Here is a 19,318-nt window from a genome sequence, read left to right on the forward strand (position 1 = left end):
CCCTTCGCTTGCCCTTAAGCCCGCTTGTGTCGGGTTTCGGCCCGCGGCTTTGAGCGGCGTTGCTCGGTCGGGTTCAGCGGCTGCAGGTGCACCGGCCTGAAGGGTGCGAGAATCCGGGCCGCGTTGCGAAAGGCCAGCAGGCCCAGCAGGCCCAGCGCCACCAGGCCGGCAAAGGCGTAAGCCGCCGTGCGCTGATCCAGGCCCGCTACCCTGTCGCCGTTGCTCGCATCCTCTGAGGCGGCCTGATCGGGGTTGGCGATAACGTTCAGTGTGCGCGCCGGGAAGTCCTGCGTTTGCACCTGCCGGGTGGAGAGGTCAAACCACTGGAAGCGCACCGCCGGGATGGTGTACTGGCCGGGGCGCTTGGCGAGGTAGGTGATGGTGTCCTCGCGGGTCCCTGTGAGGGTGCCGCGGTTGCTGCGGTCGCGTACCTGCTGCTTGGTGTAGATGCCGAGCCCATCGATCTCGGCGTCGGGGAAGGGCGGGAACACCATGCCCGGCACATCGGCGGCGGAGAAGCGGATACTGCGCTTGAAGGCGGTGCCGGCCATTACCGGCTCGTCGCCCGGCTGGGGTTGCCACTGTTCTTCTACCTTCAGGTCGCGCGCACTGATCACCAGGCCCAGCCCCTCGGTGCCGGGTGGGCGCTGCACGGAAAAAGCAACGGCCTCGGTGGTTACCGCTGCAGTGGCGGGTTCTTTGTCCAGAGGGTGGCGCTTGTATCTGAAGCGAGCATGGATGGGCGGAATTTCCAGGTCGCCGTCTCTCACCGCCCACAGGTTCAGTTCGTGACGCTGCACGGAATAGTGCGTGCCATCGATGGTGAGGCTGTCGACGATGGGATGATCCGCCGGCGGCATCAGCAGCACGCCATCCGGGTCCGGCAGGTCGAAGCTGGCGGCGCTGGCGAAGTAGCCCGGGGCCAGTAGTTCGACAATCAGGGAGACTCGCTGGCCGGCCCACAGCGGGTCCTTGCCCTGCAGGTGAGTGCGCACCATGGCTTCCTGGGCCATGGCGCCCAGCGGCAGAATGACTGATAGCAGCATCGGGATGTAATGCCGGGCCGACCGGAATGTCATGGCGTGGGCTCCTCGGCGGCCGGAGCTTCATCCGCACGGTGAGCCGCCTGGTAGGCAAACTTGGCGCGTAGGAAATCGCCGGGTGAGGTCTGTACCCGGCGCAGCCAGGTGGAGCGCAGTTCGGCATCGGACAGTTCAACCTGGTTCATGTCGCTGGGCGGCTGCTTTTTCTGGTCGCCCCTCTGGTCGAAGGCAATGTCGTCCGGTGTGTAGGCATCGGCGGATTCCTGATCCCGGTTTTTACCGGCATCGTCGATCTTTTTCTTGCGCGCGATGGCCAGGGCCTTGTTCTCCTCGGCCGCTGTCCAGCCGGGCCGGAAACCCAGGGCGCGGTCGTAGCTTTTTACCGCGTCCTCGTAGGCGCCGTGCATCAGCCAGGCGTTGCCCTGGTCGAAGGCGCCGTCGGCACCGGGCACCCGCGCGAAAGTGCGGGCGGCGTCCTCGAAATCGCCGTTGCGGTACTGGGCCACGGCCTTGCGCCAGGGGTCGCTGTAGGCGGCCGCCGCCGCTTTGTAATCCTTCGCTTTCATCAGGTGGTCGCCGCGCCGGTCGGCGCCGCGCCAGAACTCCGGGTCGCGCCAGCTACCGAAAGCAAGGATGAGCAGGGCGAGCAATAGGGCAGCGGCGCCAGCCGTGCGCCAGGTCAGGTGCAGCTTCACGCGCCCACTCCCCGCGGTACCATCCAGCCGCGACGGAAGTAGAGCAGCGTCATCAATACCAGTAGCGGCGTCAGCCAGTAGCCGCTCTCCGCCCAGCGGGTTTGCCCGTCGCTGCCGAAGCTCTGGGCGAAGCGCGCCGCGTTGGCCAGTGCCTGTACATCGCTGTCGTCGGCGCTGAGGGTTTGCAGAGAGGCGCGCACCGCACTGGCCTGCTTTTCCAGATCGTCGCGCTCCTTGCCTGGCAGCAGGGGCGGCCAGAGTCGTACTCGCACCTTAGATGTTTTACGCCAGTCGGCCAGCGGCCCGGCCTGTTCCGGCGCGATGCTGTCGGTGATCCATAGAATGGAGCCTCCCCCGGCCTCCGCCAGACTCTGCTCCGCAAGCGCCAGGGCCTCCGCGGCGGCATCGCCGGTCTCGGGCATGATCTCTGGGGTGAGGGCCTGGGCAAAGGTATTGATGATGCCGGCGTCGCCGGTGGCGGGCATCACTCTGTGGGCGCTGCCGGCGTAGGCGATGAGTGCGGTTTTGGCTTTGCCGCGGGCCTCCAGCAGGTCGTGGATTTTCAGGGTGGCGCGCTCCAGCCGGCTCGGTTGCACGTCTTCCGTTTCCATCGACGGCGACACTTTCACCACAATGGCGAGGGCGGCGGTGTCGTCGGCAAAGGGCGAGGGCTCGTGTGTCCAGCTGGGGCCGGCGATGGCGATGATCAGCAGCAGCCAGCTGAGGCCAATCCAGGCCAGCGGGCCGAAGCGGCGGCGGCGCTGTTCGCTCCCCCACAGCTGGGCCAGCAGGTGGGGGTCGATGATGCCGCGCCAGGCGCGGCCGGCGTCGCTCTGGCGCTGCAGCCCCCACCACAGCAGCAGTGCCGGGAACAGGGCCAGCAACCACTCCGGGCGGATAAAGTGGAATTGTTCAATGGCGGTCAGCAGTCCCGCCGGTGCGGCGGCCGCGAGGCCGGCTCCACCAAGATGGCGAGCCGCCAGGCGTTGGCGCCACAACAGGCCGGCCCCGAGGTAGCCGATGGACACGATCAGCGACAGCGCCAGCGGCCACCAGTACACGTCGCGCCGCGGGCGCTGGGACAGGGTGTCGACCTGACGGGTTTCCAGCGCGTTCAGCTGGTCGTAGATGGCCTGCAGCTGGGAGCGGTCGGTGGCGTGGGAGTAGAGTCCGTCGGTGGCGGCCGAGACCTTTTTCAGGGTGACTTCGTCCAGCGCGTCCTCACCGGCGGCGCGCGGGTCGCCCACCGCTACGGTGTGAATCACAATGCCCTTGTCGGCGGCGATCTGCGCGGCCTTCTCCGGCGGTACCTGGCTGGAGGTGTCGTTGCCGTCGGTGAGGGCGATCAGCACGCGCTCTTTCACGGTACTGCGTTCGAACACATTGATGGCCAGGCCCAGGGCGTCGCCGAAGGCGGTCTGGGGGCCGGCCATGCGCACCTGCGCCTCGTCCAGCAGCTCGCGACAGACCTGCAGGTCCTCGGTAAACGGGGCCTGCACGAAGGCGGCGCTGCCGAAGAAGATCAGCCCCACCCGGTCGCCCTGGCGGCGGGCCAGGAAGTCGTCCAGCACGGCTTTAACCGCGGTCAGCCGGTCCACGGTTTCCCCGGAGGCATCAGTGAAATCGCGGGTGGCCATGGAGCCGGACAGGTCCACCGCCAGCAGCAGGTCGCGCACCGGCTGCTCGCGGGTAATGGGGGGTTCGATCACTTGGGGCCGCGCCACTGCGACCACCGCGCAGAGCCAGCAGAACCACACCACCAGCCAGCGCAGCAGGCTGCCGCGGGCAACGGCGGCGCCACGTGAAGGGTCGCGGCCCACCACCGCGGCCAGGCGCGGCAGAAAGGGCACTACCAGTCCGCGACGCGGTTCGCTGTGGGGCGGCACCAGCCACCAGAACAGCAGCGGCAGCGGCAGTAACAGCAGCAGCCAGGGATGGGCCAGCGTCAGGTTGCTCACGATGTCGTCTCGTCGCTGGCAGGGGGCGGCGGCAGGGGCCGGTGCTGGCGTATCCAGCGGCGGGTTTCGGTGAAGAGCCGTTCCAGCTGGACTGCATCCCAGTCGCCGCTGGCAGTGCGGTAGGTACTGTCTTCCAGCGCCTCGCCGAGGCCGTCGGCAAAATGGGTGCCGCCCGTGCTATCGAGAAAATGAAACCAGTCCACCCCCGTCAACTGCGCTACCTCGACCCGCGGGTAGGCGGTGAGGGCGGCGCGTTTCAGCAGGACGGACAGTTCGGCCAGTGGTGCTGTGCGCGACTCCCCACCGGCTTGCAGTCTGGCCAGTTCCGCCAGCGCTTCACGGCGGTAGCGGTTGCGCTGGAAGCGGATAAAGGCGCGCAGGGCCAGCAGCGCCAGCAGCACGGCCAGAAAGCCCAGCAGCCACAGCCAGCCCGGCGCCGGGGGCCACAGGGGCAGAGGTTCCGGCACCACAATGTCGTGGAGATTGGCGAGGCTGGCGGGATCGCTGTTCATCGCCGACGCACGCCCCCCAGGCGGCGGCGAATCTGTTCCGCCACATCCTCTGCAGTGGACAGGGGAATCACCGGGGTCTCCCGGTGCAGCAGGAAGTGGCGGCCGCTGGCGCGGGTGGCTTCAAAGTCCTCCCGGTAGCGGTCGCGCAGTCTGCTCTGGCTGGTGTCGACTTCCAGTTGCGCGCCGGCATCCTCAAACACCAGCGGCCCGGCGGCCGGCAGGTCGGCTTCCAGCGGGTCGTGCACAAAGCCGAACAGTACGTCGTTGCGGTGGGCGATGCGGGTCAGCAGGTGGCGGCTCTCCTCGTCCTGGCCGGCGCCGTCGCTGATGATGCAGACCAGGGCGTCGTGCTTGGCGAGGCGGTCGCAGCGCCGCAGGGCTTCGTTGAACATGCCGGGGTTGCCGCGGATGCCGCTCTGCAGGTCCAGCGCGTGGTTTTGTTCCACTATGTGCTGCAGGATGCGCATCACCGCGCTGCTGCTGCGCTGGGGACGCACTTCAATCAGCTCGCTGTCGTTGAAGATCAGTGCGCCCACCCGGTCCTGCTGTTCCAGCACGCGCCAGGCGGCCAGCGCGGCGGCCTCGGCGGCGGTCACCGATTTCATGCGTTTGCGGCTGCCGAAGAACATACCGATGCGCTGGTCCACCAATAACAGGGTGACGCGCTCGCGCTCCTCGGTGAACACGCGGCTGTGGGTGCGCCGGGTACGGGCGGTGACCTTCCAGTCGATCTGGCGGATGTCATCGCCGGGCTGGTAGCGGCGGATCTCCTCGAAGTTGAGGCCGCGGCCGCGCAGGCGCGAGGTGTGGCGTCCGGCCAGCAGGGAGTGCACCGGTTGGCGCGGCAGGAAACTGAAGCCGCGGGCCCGGTGACGCATGTTCACCAGGTCCTGCAGCCGGGTGTAGGCTCCGGGAACCTTGCCGTCGTCGCGGGCTTTGCGCTGTGGCCTGGCCATGGCTCGGCGGGAAGCCTCAGGCCACTGCAACGTGTTGCAGAATGCTGGCCAGCACCTGGGCCGTTGTAATGCCTTCGGCCTCGGCCTCATAGGTGAGGATGAGACGGTGGCTCAAACAGGATTGCAGCACCGCTTTCACATCCTCCGGCGTCGCCGACTGGCGCCCGTCCAGCCAGGCGTGGGCGCGGGCGGCGCGATCCAGCGCCAAGGTGCCGCGGGGGCTGGCGCCCACCTGAATCCACTCGGCGAAGGGGGCGTCGCGGTATTCACCGGGGCGGCGGGTGGCGGCGATCAGCGCGACCATATAGCGCTCCACCGCATCGGAGACTTCCACTGCCAGCACTTCGCGGCGCGCATCCAATACCGTGCGGGCGGGAATCTGCTCTGGCTTCTCGGCGCCGCTGCCGCCGGCGTCTTCGCCGCGCACCAGGCGCAGGATTTTGCGCTCGTCCTCGTCATTGGCGTAGTCCACCGTCACGTGCAGCAGGAAGCGGTCCATCTGCGCTTCCGGCAGGGGGTAGGTGCCCTCCTGCTCGATGGGGTTCTGGGTGGCCATGACCAGGAACAGCTCGGGAAGCGGGTGGGTCTTCCCCGCCACGGTGACCTGGCGTTCCTCCATGGCCTCCAGCAGGGCGGCCTGGGCCTTGGCCGGTGCGCGGTTGATCTCGTCTGCCAGCACCAGGTTGCCGAAGATCGGCCCGGGCTGGAACTGGAACTTCTCGTCAGTCGCCTCGGCGATGTAGATCTCGGTGCCGGTGATGTCGCTGGGTAGCAGGTCCGGGGTGAACTGGATGCGGCTGAATTCGCTCTCCAGGTTGGCCGCCAGCATTTTGATGGTGCGTGTCTTGGCCAGGCCGGGCAGTCCTTCCAGCAGCACGTGGCCGTTGGCGAGCAGGGCAATGAGCAACTGGTCGATCACCTCTTGCTGGCCGATGATGGCGGCGGTAAGCCGTTCGCGAAGTTCGAGGATCTGTGCGTGTATGCTCATGGCTGTTCCGTTGTTGCGGGGGTGGACTGCATGTCGGTCGCTGCGATGCCTACCAAGCATAGAGGAAAACCACTGACCGGGTGAATGAGGGGATACAAAAAAGGGGCACCGCGTGCCCCTTGAGATTGGATAAAGCCCGTTTAAATCAACGCGTTTTCATCGACTCCATGTCTTTCAGCCGCTTCATGGCGTCCTGCTGGCGCAGCAGGCCGTAACCGATATTGCTCGCATTCAGGGATGAGCCGGTCTGGTAGGGATAGTCGTTGAAGTCGGCGAAGAAGTTCTTGATTTGTTGTTGGATCGGCACCAGCAGCCACATCTGCCGCGCGTACCAGTCGAGGTAGCCGGCACCTTCTTCTGCAGCACGCTCATACGGATCCATACGCAGGTTGGTAATACCCGCCCAGGAGGTCACTTTACGGGTGCCGGAGGCGATGTTGCCTTCATTCTCGGCAAAACTGACTTTCCAGTCTTGCCAGCGAATGGCGTTCAGATTGCCGCCCTGGTCAAAGTAGAAGATCTGCTCGCGAGGACCTTTGTCGGTTTCACCTTTAAGGAGGGGCACAAAGTTGTAACCATCCAGGTGGACTTTGTATTTCTTGCCATTCAGGCGGGTGCCCTTCAGCAGGTCTTCCTTGATGTTGGGTGCGCCGCCGACGGCTGCCAGCGTAGTAAACCAGTCGATGTTGGAGATGATGTCGTTGGAGACGGAGCCGGGCTCAATAACGCCGGGCCAGCGCACCATCATCGGCACCCGGAAGCCACCCTCCCAGGTGGTGCCTTTTTCGCCGTGGAATTTGGTCATGGCGCCGTCGGGCCAGAGAGTGATTTCAGCGCCGTTGTCGGTGCTGTAGACCACGATGGTATTGTCATCGACACCCAGCTCTTCAAGCAGGTCCAGCAACTGGCCAACATGGCCGTCGTGTTCCACCATGCCGTCTGCATGAATGCCTTTGCCGGTCACACCGATGGACTCTTCTTTCAGGTGGGTGAACACGTGCATGCGGGTGGAATTGAACCATGTGAAGAAGGGCTTGTCGGCCGAGACCTGGCGCTGGATGAAGTCCTTGGCGGCGGCCAGGAATTCCTCGTCGATCGTCTCCATGCGTTTGGAGTCCAGCGGGCCGGTGTCTTCGATCTTGCCATCGGCTGTGGACTTGATCACACCGCGAGGGCCGTACTTTTTCTTGAACTCCGGGTCTTTCGGGTAGAAGTAGCCCTCGGGCTCCTCTTCCGCGTTCAGGTGATAGAGGTTGCCGAAAAATTCGTCGAAGCCGTGATTGGTGGGCAGGTGCTCGTCCTGGTCGCCTAGATGGTTCTTGCCGAACTGGCCGGTGGCGTAACCCTGCTCTTTCAGTACGTCTGCTATGGTGGGCATCCACTCGGTGATGCCATGGGGATCGCCGGGCATGCCGATGGTCAGCAGGCCGGTGCGGAAGGGTTCCTGGCCCATCACGAAACTGGCCCGACCAGCGGTGCAGCTTTGCTGGCCGTAGGCGTCGGTGAACAGCATGCCTTCATTGGCGATGCGGTCGATGTTGGGGGTCTGGTAGCCCATAAGGCCATTGGTGTAGGCGCTGATCTGGGACTCGCCGATATCGTCACCCCAGATAACGAGAATATTGGGTTTCTTGTCCTGGGCCTGGGCGCCAAGCGGAACCACCAGGGCCAGCGTGAGTAGCGCAAGGGTGGCCCAGAGCCCCCTGTTGCCACGTTGATGGGTGGTGCGTGTGTTCATGATGAGCTCCGGTCACTTTCGACTGATTATATAAAAGGGCTGGCGTATACCAACGCGATTAAGACTAGCAGAGCCGGTGGGGCTTTCCAGCATGTTCTAGATGAAATTTAATGCCATCGCGGGCTTTTTTTCCCGGATTCAGCACATTCCACTCGGATTCCCATCATGCATGCCAGGGTAGTTTGACTGGCCTATGAAGCCGGCGGCCGAAAGTGCAGGTTGTACAGCACCTTGTCCAGCACCGCCTGGCCGTTCCAGGCCGGCTTGTGGTTGACCATGGCCACCACCGCCCAGGTGGTCTGGTTGCGATCGCGGACAAAGCCGGCGATCGAGCGGACGTTGTCCAGCGAGCCGGTCTTGATGCGCCCCTCGCCAACCAGCGCGGTGTTGCGCAGGCGCCGGGTCATGGTGCCGTCGGTGGCGATGATGGGCATTGACGACAGCAGGTCCGCGGCGTAGGGGCTGCGCCAGGCCTGTTGCAGCAGCTGCAGGCCCTGGCGCGGTGTCAGGCGGCTGTCGCGGCTGAGACCGGCGCCATTGTCGATCACCATGCCGGCGGTATCCACGCCCTTCGACTCCAGCCAGCTGCGCAGGGCGCGCAGGCCGGCCGCAATGTCGTCCTGCTCCCGCTCGCCGCGGGTGTGGGCGCCAATGGCCAGCAGCAGGGTGCGCGCCATGATGTTGCTGCTCCACTTGTTGACGTCGCGCACCATGGTGACCAGGTCGGGAGAGGTTGTGCGCATCAGTTCGCGGGCGTCATCCGGTGTTTCTGCCAGCCGGTCCTGCCCGGTCACCGCAACACCGTAGTTGCCCAGCAGGCTACGCACCAGCGCTGCGGAATAGGTGGCCTGGGGCAGCAGGGAAAGGTAGGCGTCGCTGCGGCAACCGCGGGGCAGTTTGCCGGACACCTGCAGGGTAATGCGCCCCTCACCGCTGGCCACCGGCTGCCACTCGAAATCGTCCCGGCCCGGGCAGGCGCCGGCGGGGGTGGCCTGCACCCGGTTGTCGATGCTCACCTGCGGCAGGGCCGGAGTGGCCCAGGCGCGCACGCCGCGCTCGTCGGACAGCAGGTGGAACTGCTGCAGGTTCAGGTTGGTCAGGTAGGGCGAGGGCGTCACCAGGAAGGGGGCGTTGGGGTTGTCGCCATTGTCATCAAAGTCCACCTGGGTTGGGGGCAGTCGGTAGTAGCTGCCGTCCAGCACCAGGTCACCGTCAATGCGCGCAATACCCATGCCGGGCAGTTCGCCCAGGGTTGTCCACAGTCGCTCGATGGTGAGTTTCGGGTCCCCACCAAAGCGCAGGTAAAGATTCCCCCTGAGCGTATCGCCCTCGATGCGCCCGTCGGTGAGGAAGGAGGTGTCCCAGCGGTAGTCTGGCCCCAGCAGTTCCAGCGCGGCATAGGTGGTGATGACCTTCACGATCGAGCCGGGGCTCATCAGGGTGTCGGCGTTGAGGAACTGGGCCTGGCCCGGGCCGTCGAGGGGCACGGCGGCGAGGCCGAGGGCATCGCCACCGCCCAGTGTTTTGGCCGCATCACTGCTGATGTCGCGCAACCAGGGGCTGTCGCTCGTGGCCGGGCTCTGGGGCCAGGCAACGGTGGACCAGGCGGCCAGCGCCAGAAGCGCAAACAGGCGTCTCGCGCTGGATAACGGCAAGCGGCGGAGAGGATAAGTGTTACGTCGTGTGGCGTTCACGGTAGCGGCCCCGGGGATGTCACGGCAGGTTACGGTAAGCGACGTGCCGGTGCCAGCGGCTCCGTCAGCAAGGGTTCCAGCGGTTTCAATCGCAGCGGCGCTGCTCCGGCGGGGTGTCGAGCAGCGATGCCAGCAATAGCGGCCGATCGGTCATGATGGCGTCCACACCGAGGTCGATCATCTCCAGCATTTCCTCGCAGCGATTTACTGTCCACACCTGCACCGCGAGGTTGGCGGCGTGAGCATCGCGGATGAAGTCCTCGGTCACCACGCGCAGGTAGAAGTCGTCGGGCACCTGCTGGATCTGGCTGGTATCGGGGGGTACCTGGAAGGCCACGTGTTCCGGCACCGGGGGAATTGCGCCGTCGCCCTGGCTGCCCAGCACCAGGCCGGTACCCTGCTCCAGCGGCACCGATGTGAACACGCAGGGCGCCACCGCCTTGAAGTTGTTCGCGGCTTCGTCGACGAAGGACGCGGCGATGACATCGGTGGTGCGCCCGTAGCGCAGCAGCAGGTCGGCAATCTGCTGCTCGTAGTTGCCGCGGCCGTCCAGATCCGGTTTCAGCTCGATGTTGATCAGGTGGTGGGGGAAGGCCCGCAGGGCTTCCTCCAGGGTGGGGATGCGGAAGTCCTCTGCCCGGTAGCCGGGGGGCGGCGGCTGCTCGCCGGTGGCGATGCCGCGGAAGGTATAGGCCGACGCCGGGGCATCGTGGGGCGTGCCCTCGTCCTGTACGAACCAGTAGGCGGCGTCCAGCTCGCGCAGTTCCGCCAGGGTCAGGTCCACCACCTGGCCGCTGCCGTTGGTGGTGCGGTCCACGTCCAGGTCGTGCAGGATCACCAGCTCGTTGTCTGCCGTCTGGTAGACGTCCATTTCCAGCACATCGGCGCCGGCCTCGGCAACCGCGTAGTAGGCGTAGAGCGTGTTTTCCGGGAAGTCGGTGACCCCGCCGCGGTGGGCGTAGTTGAGCGGGTCGTCGCCGGGGGCGATGCGCCAGGGGTTGGGGTCCTTGGAAAAGGGGGTGTCGCACTGGCTGTCGTCGTTGGCGATGGTGCCGGCGGCGCTGTCCTGCGCCAGGCGCGCGTTGCCCTCTACGCGCAACTCCAGGCTGAACCTTTCCGCCGGCTCCAATGCCGCGTCGCCCAGGGTTTCCACCACCAGCAGGGCGCTGGTGGTGCCGGCCGCAATGGTCAGGTGGTGATCCTGGGCGAGGTAGTCGCTGTCGGCCTCGGCCTCGCCGTCCAGGGTGCGGTAGTACAGCAGGACATCGCTGTCCTGCGGCTGGTCCAGAAAGACCGGGAATTCCACCCGGCCCATGCCGCCGGCCTGGCCCTCGGGGCCCGCGGCGCTGCGCACCGTGAGCAGGGAGGCGGGGCCGGCGGGCGCCGCTGGCGGCTCATCGCTGGAGTCGCTGCAGGCGGTGAGGGCAAGGCTGGCGGCCAGCAGGGCGGGCAGCAGGTTGGAGCGCTGGGGTAACGGCACGGGGTCGACTCACTGTTATGGTTTTGATACCGCCGATAGCCTAAACGCAAGTGCGGGTAAAAATCGAGCGCGACAGGCAGGTCGCAAAAATACCGGACGGGCCTAGCGTTGCGCTGTATCCGGAAGAATCGCTGCAGGCGTAATCTTGGCAGTCTGTGTTCACGGAACGCTGTCCATGCGAGGGTGCAAATGAATCGGAAAGGAGTGGTGTATGCGGCCTCTGCGGCCCTGCTGCTGGCCATCTGGCCGGCCGCGGCCGACGAGCAACTGGCCCGGCTGCGGGTTGAGGTTTCAGTGGAGGGCTTCAAGCGCTGGCAGCGCGGCGAGGAATATGCGGATTCCCGTATCTCGGAAACCTACCACCTCCTGACGCAGGTGCGATCGTCTGGCGAAGCGTCGGAGGTGAACGCCAGGGACCCCAATTTCCTGCAGCAGCAGATCGCCACCGCAGCGCAAGTGCAACAAAGCCTGCGCGAAGCCCGGGCCCGCGCCGGGAAGGAGGTGCCTGCGGCTGCCACGACCATGGAGGAATACCTGGCGCAACAGCAGAAACTGGCAGAGGACATGCAGCGCGCCCAGGCGGCCTGCCAGGGGGATGTCGGGTGCATGATGAACGCGGCCCAGACCTTCGGGCAGCAGGCCGCCATGCTGGCTTACCCGCCGGCCGCCGATGCGCCGGCACCCGCAACGGACCTGGATGAAGCGCCGGCAGAGGCGCGCTACCTGGATTTTTACGGCTACGAGGGCTGCCCCGGCGAAATCCATATCGTCATCAACAATACCTCGGAGGGCGCCACCGCGGACGTGTCCGGCATGGTGCCCTTCAGGCAGGCCGATACGGCGGATTATCGCGGCTCGGGCCTCAACGTGTCCATGCAGTGCCTCGCCAGTGGCCTGGTCTACGATCTGAAGACACAACGCATCTACACCGGCGGTATCGGCTTCCCGACCCCGCGCGGGCGCTACTACTACTGGGACAGGTTGCACGGCGAAACGGTGAACGAAGACACCGAAGTGACCACCACGGCCCCGGTCTGGGAGTGGGTAGCGGGACAGTTGCAGCAGGCTGCGGCCTCGGGCAGTGCCAGCACCACCCTGCCGATCACCGGTGACGCGTCTGGCGATGGCGCCGCCACGGACGGCTCCACGCTGAGCGGGGAAGCCAGGGTAGCCATGACCTGGTCGTTCGAGCTGCTCTGACCGCGGCCGCCCCCGGGCGGGGGTCAGGAGAGCGGTGTGTCGATGGCTTTGCGCCACAGGCGCCGGGCAACCTGCACCAGGGTGTACAGGAACAGCAGGGGAATCAGCACCGACTTCAGGATCACGGAGGTCAGCAGCAGGATGATATTGCCGGCGAAGTCCGTCACCTTGCTTTCCAGTGCCTCCAGCTGGTTTCGCAGCTGCTCGACATCGGGCATCTCCGGTACCAGGTCGAGCAGGCTGCAGCGCTCGCCGCGCTCGCGCTTTTGCAGGCACTCTGCCTGGCGTCCCGCGATGTCACGCTGTTCCCTTTTTGTCGCAAGGCCGGCCTGCAAGCGGTCGGCAGAGTCCCTGAGGGCGGCAAGCTCCGCCCTGATGGCCTTCACTGCATCGGAGCAGCCGCTCAACCCCAGCGAACCACGACACACCAGGCTTTCCCCGGCCATGCGGGCGTCCAGCCTGGTCTCGGCGCGGCCGATATCGCCAGCGGTTGCCGCCAGGCGCCGCTCCAGCGCCGCGATATCCTCTTCCAGCCCGGCGGACTGCTGCCCCAAAGCCGAAATCTCCCGGCTGAAGTCGGCCGACTTCTGGCTCAGCTGCTGGATGTCCTTCAGCTCGCTTTCAAAGGACTGCATTGCCTGGTGGCGCGCTTCGTCCTGTGCTTTCAGGAAGGTGGCGTCCACCCAGTGGTTGGCGATGATGACCAGGGCGAAGGCAAAGCGGATGAACACCGTGAGGATGAAGAGCCGCAGCAGCACCTGGAAATACGCCGTCCTGCGCGTCAGCAGGGTGGCGAGCGTCAGCAGGCTGATAGCGGTGAGCAGGGCATTGAAGCCGTTGTGAACCACGATGAGTTGCAGGATCTGCTGTAACGCCAGCGAACCGATGGCAAACAGGATAATGCCGGAGAAGCGCTCAATCAGGTCGTTGATGGGGTCCAGGATTTCGCCGACACCGAGGGTCAGGAAAGGCAGGTTGAGCTCGGTCGCCTGGATCACCGATACGATGCCGTTAATGCCCCGGGCGGTGGCGTAGAAAATACCCGCGCTGGCCAGCGAGTCCTTGATCTGGGTGATGGAGTACGCGTCCAGCCAGTGCGTCCACGCCAGTATTGGCGCGCCGGCCAGCAGGACCAGCCAGAAAATGAAGTGCCGTGGATAGGTCAAGTGTTGCATGCGGGCAGGATAACCCAAATCAGGGGACGTAAGCCTGGACACCGGGCGCCAGGGCCTCGGCAACGGCGCCAAGCACCGGCGCGCAATCGGCGTGTAACCTGAGGTCGGCCAGGGCGTCGGCGCGGGTCTGGCCGGGGTTCAGCAGCGCCAGGCCCTTGCCGGCGGCCCTGGCGTAGCGACAGAAGCGGAAACCGGAGTAGACCTGCAGGGAACTGCCCACCACCAGCAGCGCGTCGGCATCGGTGAGCGCTGCGCGGCACCGGTCGACGGTGGGCGCGGGCACCGAGCCACCGAAAAACACCACGTCGGGCATGATGATGCCGCCGCAGTGACCGCAGCGGGGTGGTTCCACGGCTTCTTTACCGTCGCTATCAGCCGTGTCGGCGTCGCCGTCCGGGCGGGTCGCCATGACTACCCGGGGCGGGTGATGTCCCGCCAGTGCGAACTGGCGCTGCAGCAGCTCCCGTGGCCGGGTATCGCCACAGGCCAGGCAGCGGACCTGGTCGATGCGGCCGTGCAGGTCGACCACCTGGACACTGCCGGCGCGCTGGTGCAGGCGGTCGACATTCTGGGTGATCAACAGCGACACCACACCGGCCCGCTCCAGGCTGGCCAGCGCCAGGTGGGCCCGGTTGGGGCGGGCATCGCGCACCGGTGGCCAGCCCGCCAGGGAGCGGGTCCAGTAGCGGCGCCTGGCCTGTTCATCCCCCACGAAGGCCTGGTGGGTAATGGGCGCGCTGTGCAGCCAGTTACCCAGGTGATCGCGGTAGGTGGGAATGCCGGACGCGGCGCTGATGCCGGCCCCGGTCAGCACCACCAGGCGCGGGTGGCGCTCGATAAAGCGCAATAGCTGTGTGATGTGTGACGGGTTCATACACACAGTTTACGCAGGAATGGGCGCAGGGGATGTGCCAGTGCGGTAAATGCGTTTCTGGCGCGGCGTTTGCCCCGGCCGGCCATTGGGCTACAGTTCCGGTAGATGGCGGAACCCGAGGTGAGGTATGGACGTTCTGGTCAGCGGCGGCACCGGATTTGTCGGCAGCGCCCTGGTCCCGGCCCTGTGCGAGGCGGGGCACCGGGTCACGGTGCTCACGCGGCAGAAGCCCGGCAGGCACGAGAACAGCGAGGGGGTTCACTATGTCCAGTCGCTCGCGCCCTTGCGCGAGGCGCCGGTGGATGCGGTGATCAACCTCGCCGGCGCCTCCATGGCCGGGGCGCGCTGGACGCAGCGCTACAAGCGCGAGCTGCTGGCGAGCCGGCTGGAGACCACGGCCGGGCTGGTCGAGTTCTTCCGCGAGCGGCAGGCGCCGCCCGCCACCCTGCTGTCGGCCAGCGCGGTGGGTTATTACGGCCACCAGGGCGATCAGCTACTGGCGGAAGATGCGCCGCCCCGCCCCGGATTCGCCAGCGACCTTTGCCGCCAGTGGGAGCAGACCGCGGCCCGGGCCGAAGACCTGGGTGTGCGCACCTGCTACCTGCGCCTTGGCGTGGTGCTGGATGCCGGCGGTGGCGCCCTCGACGATATGGCGCGCCCCTTTCGTTTCGGCATTGCCAACTGGATGGGATCGGGCCAGCAGTGGCTGAGCTGGGTGCACCGCGCGGATGTGGTGGCCGCCATCCTGTTCCTGCTCGACCAGCCCTGCCTGAGCGGCCCCTTCAACCTCACCGCGCCGACGCCGGTCACCAACCGCGAACTCTGCACGGCCCTGCGCAAGCAGTTTACGACCCTGCCGCCGGTGCCGCTACCGGGGCTTGCTCTCCGGCTCGGGCTCGGCGAAATGGCCGGGGAGTTGCTGCTGTCCGGCCAGCGGGTGGTGCCCGTGGCCCTGCGGGAAGCGGGCTTCGAGTTCCGTTTCAGCGATCTGGACACGGCTCTGGAGGCCATTTATAGCAAGCAATGAGACGCCGTGGCGGCTGTATTGCTGCTCGCGCACCCTCGGTAAAAAGCCCAGGCGGCCCGGAATCGTTGACGCTGCGAAGGCCCGGCACGTATATTGGATGCCTTTATCCAGGGGCATCACATGAATAACCTTAATCGAATCCGGCTGGTTTTACTGGCCGGCCTGCTGGCACCCGGTTTCGCCTGGTCACAGATTGTGTACGCGCCGGTGGCAGCAAGCCCGGCGAGCCCCGCGGTCGCAGTACCTACCATGACCACGGCAGCACTGCTGCTGATGATCGTATTGCTGCTGGTGGCCGCCAAGCGCATGGGCTTTGATCGCAGGGGCGCGCTCGGGAAGATCGTCGGTGTACTCGCCGTCTGTGCCGTTGCCTCTGGCACCGTCAGCGTCAAGATGGTGTCCGATGCCTACGCCGGCGGCGGTGGCGGCACCAACTTTGGCTCCTTTGATGCCGCCGGTGGTGGTTCTGTTCCGCTTAACAACAATGTGTTGAACGTATTCGAGAACAAAACCGGCGTTGACCAGCGTATTGAATCGATCACCCTGGGTAGCTGCCCCAACCCGGATAAGGGGCTGATCGACGGTGTGTCCCGTTGCGAGGTTGACGACGTCATCTCGACCGATGAAAACGGCCTCTGCTACACGGATTGTCGCTCCGGCTAAACACCCTGCGAACCGCGTGGCTGGCAGGTTTCAGGGCAATGACCTACTGAACAGCCCGCCCGCCGGAGCTCCCGCGTTATCAACACCCTACTGAAAAGCGCCTCCCGGATTCCCGCCGCGGGGGCTGCTCTGCTGCTGGCGGTGTGCCTCTACCTGCTGTGGGCCCTGCCCTCGCCGGGGCAACTGACCCGCGAACCACCCAGCACGTCCAGTGCGCTCTATGACCGCTCCGGCGCGCCGCTGTATTACTTCTACCAGGACCAGCACCGCATACCCGTCCCGCTGGCGCAGGTGTCGCAGGCCGCCATTGACGCCACCCTCGCCATTGAAGACCAGGCCTTCTTCCACCACCCGGGCTTTTCGCTATCCGGCATTCTGCGCGCCCTGCTGAACAATTTTTCCAACGAGGCGAGCCTCGAGGGCGGCTCCACCATCACCCAGCAGCTGGTCAAGAACCGCCTGCTGTCGAACGAGAGAAGTATCGTCAGGAAGCTGAAAGAGCTGGTGCTGGCGCTGTGGGTGGAGCTGCTGTACAGCAAGAAGCAGATTCTTGAAATGTACCTGAATACGGTGTCCTACGGGGGGGCTGTCCTCGGTATTGAGGCGGCGTCCTGGCACTATTTCGACAAGCCCGCCGCGGAGCTGACGGTAGCGGAGGGCGCCCTGTTGGCGGGCCTGCTGAAAGCGCCGGGTTACTACAATCCCTTCGGCCCGCGCCCGAAGCTGGCGCTGCGGCGGCAGCGGCAGGTACTGCGCGCCATGCGCGATGCCGGCTTCCTGTCACGTGGGCAGTTCGACGCTTTCAGCGGCGAAGCGCCCCAGCTGGTTTCCGGCAGCGTGAGGATGCGCGCGCCGCATTTCGTGATGTACCTGCGCCCGCTGCTACTGGAACAGTTCGGTGCAGAGCGGCTTTACAGTGGCGGCCTGCAGATTCGCTCTACGCTGGATCTGTCGCTGCAGGAGCGCACGCAGAAGCGGGTGAGCGACTTTGTGGATAGTATGTTTCGCTTCCGGGTAGGCAACGGTGCGGTGCTGGTTACCGAACCCGGCAGCGGGCAGATTCTGGCCATGGTCGGCAGCGTCGACTATTTCGACGCCGCCAACGACGGGCAGGTGAATGTGGTGCAGCAGTACCGCCAGCCCGGTTCGACCGTGAAACCCCTGACCTATGCCATGGCCCTGGAGCGCGGGCGAACACCAATGTCACTGCTGGATGACACGCCCGTGGCCTATGAGATACCTGATGAGGAGAGCTACCAGCCGAGGAACGACGACAAGGTATTCCGCGGGCCGGTAACCCTGAAGGAGGCACTGGCCTCATCCTACAACGTCCCCGCGGTGAAGGAACTGGCGTCAATCGGCGTGCTCGACTATGTCGAAAAAGCCAGGGAAGTCGGTATCGACTGGGAGAACCAGACTCCCTATCGCTACGCTTTGACCCTGGGTAGCGCCGAGGTGAGCATGCTGGAGCTTGCGCAGATGTACAGCACCTTTGCCAACCTCGGTGTTCCGGTGGCGCCGGACCCGCTGCTGGAGGTCACCGACCTGCACGGCCAGGTGCTGTATGAAAACCGCTGCGCCAGCGCGCGCGAGGACTGTCCTGGAGAGGCCGTGTTTCGCCCCGAAACCGCGTTCCTGATCAACGACATCCTGTCCGACAACGCGGCCAGGGCGCCGACCTTTGGGCGCTCCTCGGACCTTTACATCAGGGGCCACCAGGTGGCGGTAAAATCCGGCACCACCGATTACCAGCGGGACAACTGGGCGGTCGGCTACACCAGCGACTGGCTGGTGGCGGCGTGGATCGGCAATAACGACGGCCGCTCAATGCGCTTCATCCACTCCGGCTCACACGGCGCGTCGACCCTGTGGAACCAGGTGATGCGCGACGTATTGATGCTGACCCAGCCGCACCGCTTTCCGGTGCCCGGCAATATTGTCAGCCGGCGGGTTTGCGCTGTGCCACTGCTGGCGGACTGCGCGGTTTGCCAGCAGGTGACGGAGCAGTACTTTGTAACAGGGACCGGGCCCGCGTCCAACTGTGCCGCGGTTACCACCGCAGCCGGCCTCAGCGAAGCTGGCAAAGCACCTGGCAGTACTGCTCCCTGAGGCGTTCGTGTTCCGCGGCGCTGCGTGAGAAATGCGTGGTGCCGTCGTCCCCGGTCACGAAGTAGAGATAATCTGTTGTTGCAGGATAGGCCACTGCCTGCAGTGAACCCTGGCTGATAGTGCTGATCGGGCCGGGCGGCAGTCCCCTGTGCATCCGCGTGTTGTAGGGCGTGTCCACCGAGACCGCCTCTTCCAGCCCCTGCAGCGATGCACCGTAGTACGCCGTGACATCGGAACCCAGCGGCATCCCGGCCTTCAGTCGGGTCAGGAACACCTGCGCCACCTGGCGCCTGTCCTCCGGCTTGTGCACTTCCTGTTCGACGATGGAAGCGAGTATCACCGCCTGGTGCAGCGTCAGTCCCTGCGCCTCGATGGCCTGCCTGAGCCCGGTGCTGAAAATGTCCGCCGTCAGGTCCAGCGAGGCCTTAACGATACGGTCCAGCGGTGTGGCGCTGGTGTACTGGAAACTCTCCGGTTGCAGGTAGCCTTCCAGGTTGGCCCCTGCGGGCTTGAACTGCAGGGCGGGGTGGCCGGCGTGGCTGGCCGGGTCCAGCGCCGCCGCCACCTGGCCAGGGGAAAACCCCGCCGCCAGGAAGCGCTCGCGAATCTGGCTGAGGCGCTGGGACGGCAGTATCGTCAGCACGGATGTGACAACGTCACCGCGCCTGAATTTGCCGCTGATTTCCGCCACCGTCATCGCCGGGGTGATTTCGTAGGTTCCCGCCTGCATTTGGCCGCGCGAGCCCGTCAGGCGCAGGTACAACCCGTAGGCCACGCTGGAATTCAGTAGTCCGCGGCGGTACAGCAGCAGGGCGATTGCCTTGTCGCTGGCACCCGGGTAGACCGTGACCGGCTGCACCGCGTGATCGGCGCTGTTGTAGGCCCCCAGGTTCCAGCCAAACCAGAGCACAAACAGGCAGACAGGCACGACAAACAGGAGCAGCAGGGTCTTTAACAAGTTCCCCTGCCGGGGCGTACTGGAGGCAGGGCCTGTGAGCAGGTCGGGCACTGATGGATTCCGGGCGGACTGTCGGCAAAGCGGTAGAGCATAGCGCCAAAGGGCGGCCGGGTAAAAACGTGATGCATGCATGGGTTGCCGGAGGAACTGTCCGGCGATGCTGCTCAGGCTGGGGGGGCCATTGGCGCTGGCCGCGGAGCTGTTATGCTGCGCCTTTGCCGGGCGGTGCGACAGAAGGGGAATTCACA

16 protein-coding genes are annotated in these 19,318 nt (G+C 65.6%); 4 read left to right on the plus strand and 12 right to left on the minus strand.

Annotation, left to right across the window (positions count from 1 at the left end; translation table 11 throughout):
- Positions 1 to 14 precede the first annotated feature (14 nt).
- The 9 genes from FVW59_RS17615 to FVW59_RS17655 all read right to left on the minus strand — a co-directional run bounded on the left by FVW59_RS17615 (position 15) and on the right by FVW59_RS17655 (position 11,064).
- Positions 15 to 1,079: a BatD family protein gene (locus tag FVW59_RS17615; protein WP_148065697.1), complete on the minus strand. Its 1,065-nt coding sequence runs from the start codon at positions 1,077 to 1,079 to the stop codon at positions 15 to 17.
- Positions 1,076 to 1,738, minus strand: a complete 663-nt coding sequence (locus FVW59_RS17620; protein WP_148065698.1) for a hypothetical protein — start codon at positions 1,736 to 1,738, stop codon at positions 1,076 to 1,078. The genes FVW59_RS17615 and FVW59_RS17620 overlap by 4 nt, the downstream gene beginning before the upstream one ends.
- Positions 1,735 to 3,696 (minus strand): VWA domain-containing protein, encoded by a 1,962-nt coding sequence (locus tag FVW59_RS17625; RefSeq protein ID WP_148065699.1) that lies wholly within the window; start codon positions 3,694 to 3,696, stop codon positions 1,735 to 1,737. The genes FVW59_RS17620 and FVW59_RS17625 overlap by 4 nt, the downstream gene beginning before the upstream one ends.
- Positions 3,693 to 4,208 carry a DUF4381 domain-containing protein gene (locus tag FVW59_RS17630; protein ID WP_148065700.1) on the minus strand — a complete coding sequence of 172 codons (516 nt, stop codon included), beginning with the start codon at positions 4,206 to 4,208 and terminating at the stop codon, positions 3,693 to 3,695. Before FVW59_RS17630 ends, FVW59_RS17625 begins: the two co-directional genes overlap by 4 nt.
- Positions 4,205 to 5,164: a DUF58 domain-containing protein gene (locus tag FVW59_RS17635; RefSeq protein WP_148065701.1), complete on the minus strand. Its 960-nt coding sequence runs from the start codon at positions 5,162 to 5,164 to the stop codon at positions 4,205 to 4,207. Before FVW59_RS17635 ends, FVW59_RS17630 begins: the two co-directional genes overlap by 4 nt.
- Positions 5,165 to 5,180: 16 nt before the next feature.
- A complete protein-coding gene (locus FVW59_RS17640; protein ID WP_148065702.1) occupies positions 5,181 to 6,152 on the minus strand; it encodes an AAA family ATPase in 972 nt (323 codons plus the stop codon).
- Between the two features lie 145 nt (positions 6,153 to 6,297).
- Positions 6,298 to 7,890, minus strand: coding sequence for an arylsulfatase (locus FVW59_RS17645; protein ID WP_148065703.1), 1,593 nt, complete (start codon positions 7,888 to 7,890; stop codon positions 6,298 to 6,300).
- A gap of 191 nt (positions 7,891 to 8,081) precedes the next feature.
- Complete coding sequence (dacB, locus tag FVW59_RS17650) at positions 8,082 to 9,584, minus strand: D-alanyl-D-alanine carboxypeptidase/D-alanyl-D-alanine endopeptidase (protein WP_222711562.1); 1,503 nt, start codon at positions 9,582 to 9,584, stop codon at positions 8,082 to 8,084.
- 85 nt (positions 9,585 to 9,669) lie between these two features.
- Complete coding sequence (locus FVW59_RS17655; protein ID WP_148065705.1) at positions 9,670 to 11,064, minus strand: glycerophosphodiester phosphodiesterase family protein; 1,395 nt, start codon at positions 11,062 to 11,064, stop codon at positions 9,670 to 9,672.
- A 189-nt stretch (positions 11,065 to 11,253) separates the two neighbouring features.
- Between FVW59_RS17655 and FVW59_RS17660 the strand changes: the two genes are divergently transcribed.
- Positions 11,254 to 12,264 (plus strand): hypothetical protein, encoded by a 1,011-nt coding sequence (locus FVW59_RS17660; protein ID WP_148065706.1) that lies wholly within the window; start codon positions 11,254 to 11,256, stop codon positions 12,262 to 12,264.
- 23 nt (positions 12,265 to 12,287) lie between these two features.
- On the opposite strand, the gene FVW59_RS17665 is transcribed toward FVW59_RS17660, so the two are convergent.
- Positions 12,288 to 13,439 carry a hypothetical protein gene (locus tag FVW59_RS17665; protein ID WP_148065707.1) on the minus strand — a complete coding sequence of 384 codons (1,152 nt, stop codon included), beginning with the start codon at positions 13,437 to 13,439 and terminating at the stop codon, positions 12,288 to 12,290.
- A 19-nt stretch (positions 13,440 to 13,458) separates the two neighbouring features.
- Positions 13,459 to 14,313, minus strand: a complete 855-nt coding sequence (locus tag FVW59_RS17670; RefSeq protein WP_148065708.1) for an NAD-dependent protein deacetylase — start codon at positions 14,311 to 14,313, stop codon at positions 13,459 to 13,461.
- A 127-nt stretch (positions 14,314 to 14,440) separates the two neighbouring features.
- On the opposite strand from FVW59_RS17670, the gene FVW59_RS17675 reads away from it, so the two are divergent.
- The 3 genes from FVW59_RS17675 to FVW59_RS17685 all read left to right on the plus strand — a co-directional run bounded on the left by FVW59_RS17675 (position 14,441) and on the right by FVW59_RS17685 (position 18,112).
- Positions 14,441 to 15,340, plus strand: coding sequence for a TIGR01777 family oxidoreductase (locus tag FVW59_RS17675; RefSeq protein WP_148065709.1), 900 nt, complete (start codon positions 14,441 to 14,443; stop codon positions 15,338 to 15,340).
- Between the two features lie 120 nt (positions 15,341 to 15,460).
- Positions 15,461 to 16,003: a midcut-by-XrtH protein gene (locus FVW59_RS17680; protein WP_148065710.1), complete on the plus strand. Its 543-nt coding sequence runs from the start codon at positions 15,461 to 15,463 to the stop codon at positions 16,001 to 16,003.
- Between the two features lie 141 nt (positions 16,004 to 16,144).
- Entirely contained in the window at positions 16,145 to 18,112 is a 1,968-nt protein-coding gene (locus FVW59_RS17685; RefSeq protein WP_148065711.1) for a transglycosylase domain-containing protein, read from the plus strand.
- Here FVW59_RS17685 and mltG read toward each other — a convergent pair.
- Positions 18,072 to 19,070, minus strand: coding sequence for an endolytic transglycosylase MltG (mltG, locus tag FVW59_RS17690; protein WP_187275959.1), 999 nt, complete (start codon positions 19,068 to 19,070; stop codon positions 18,072 to 18,074). The two genes, FVW59_RS17685 and mltG, sit on opposite strands and share 41 nt — an antisense overlap.
- Between the last annotated feature and the right edge of the window lie 248 nt (positions 19,071 to 19,318).

Origin of the sequence: Parahaliea aestuarii (genome assembly GCF_008064635.1) — a bacterium.
Taxonomy (GTDB): domain Bacteria; phylum Pseudomonadota; class Gammaproteobacteria; order Pseudomonadales; family Halieaceae; genus Parahaliea; species Parahaliea aestuarii.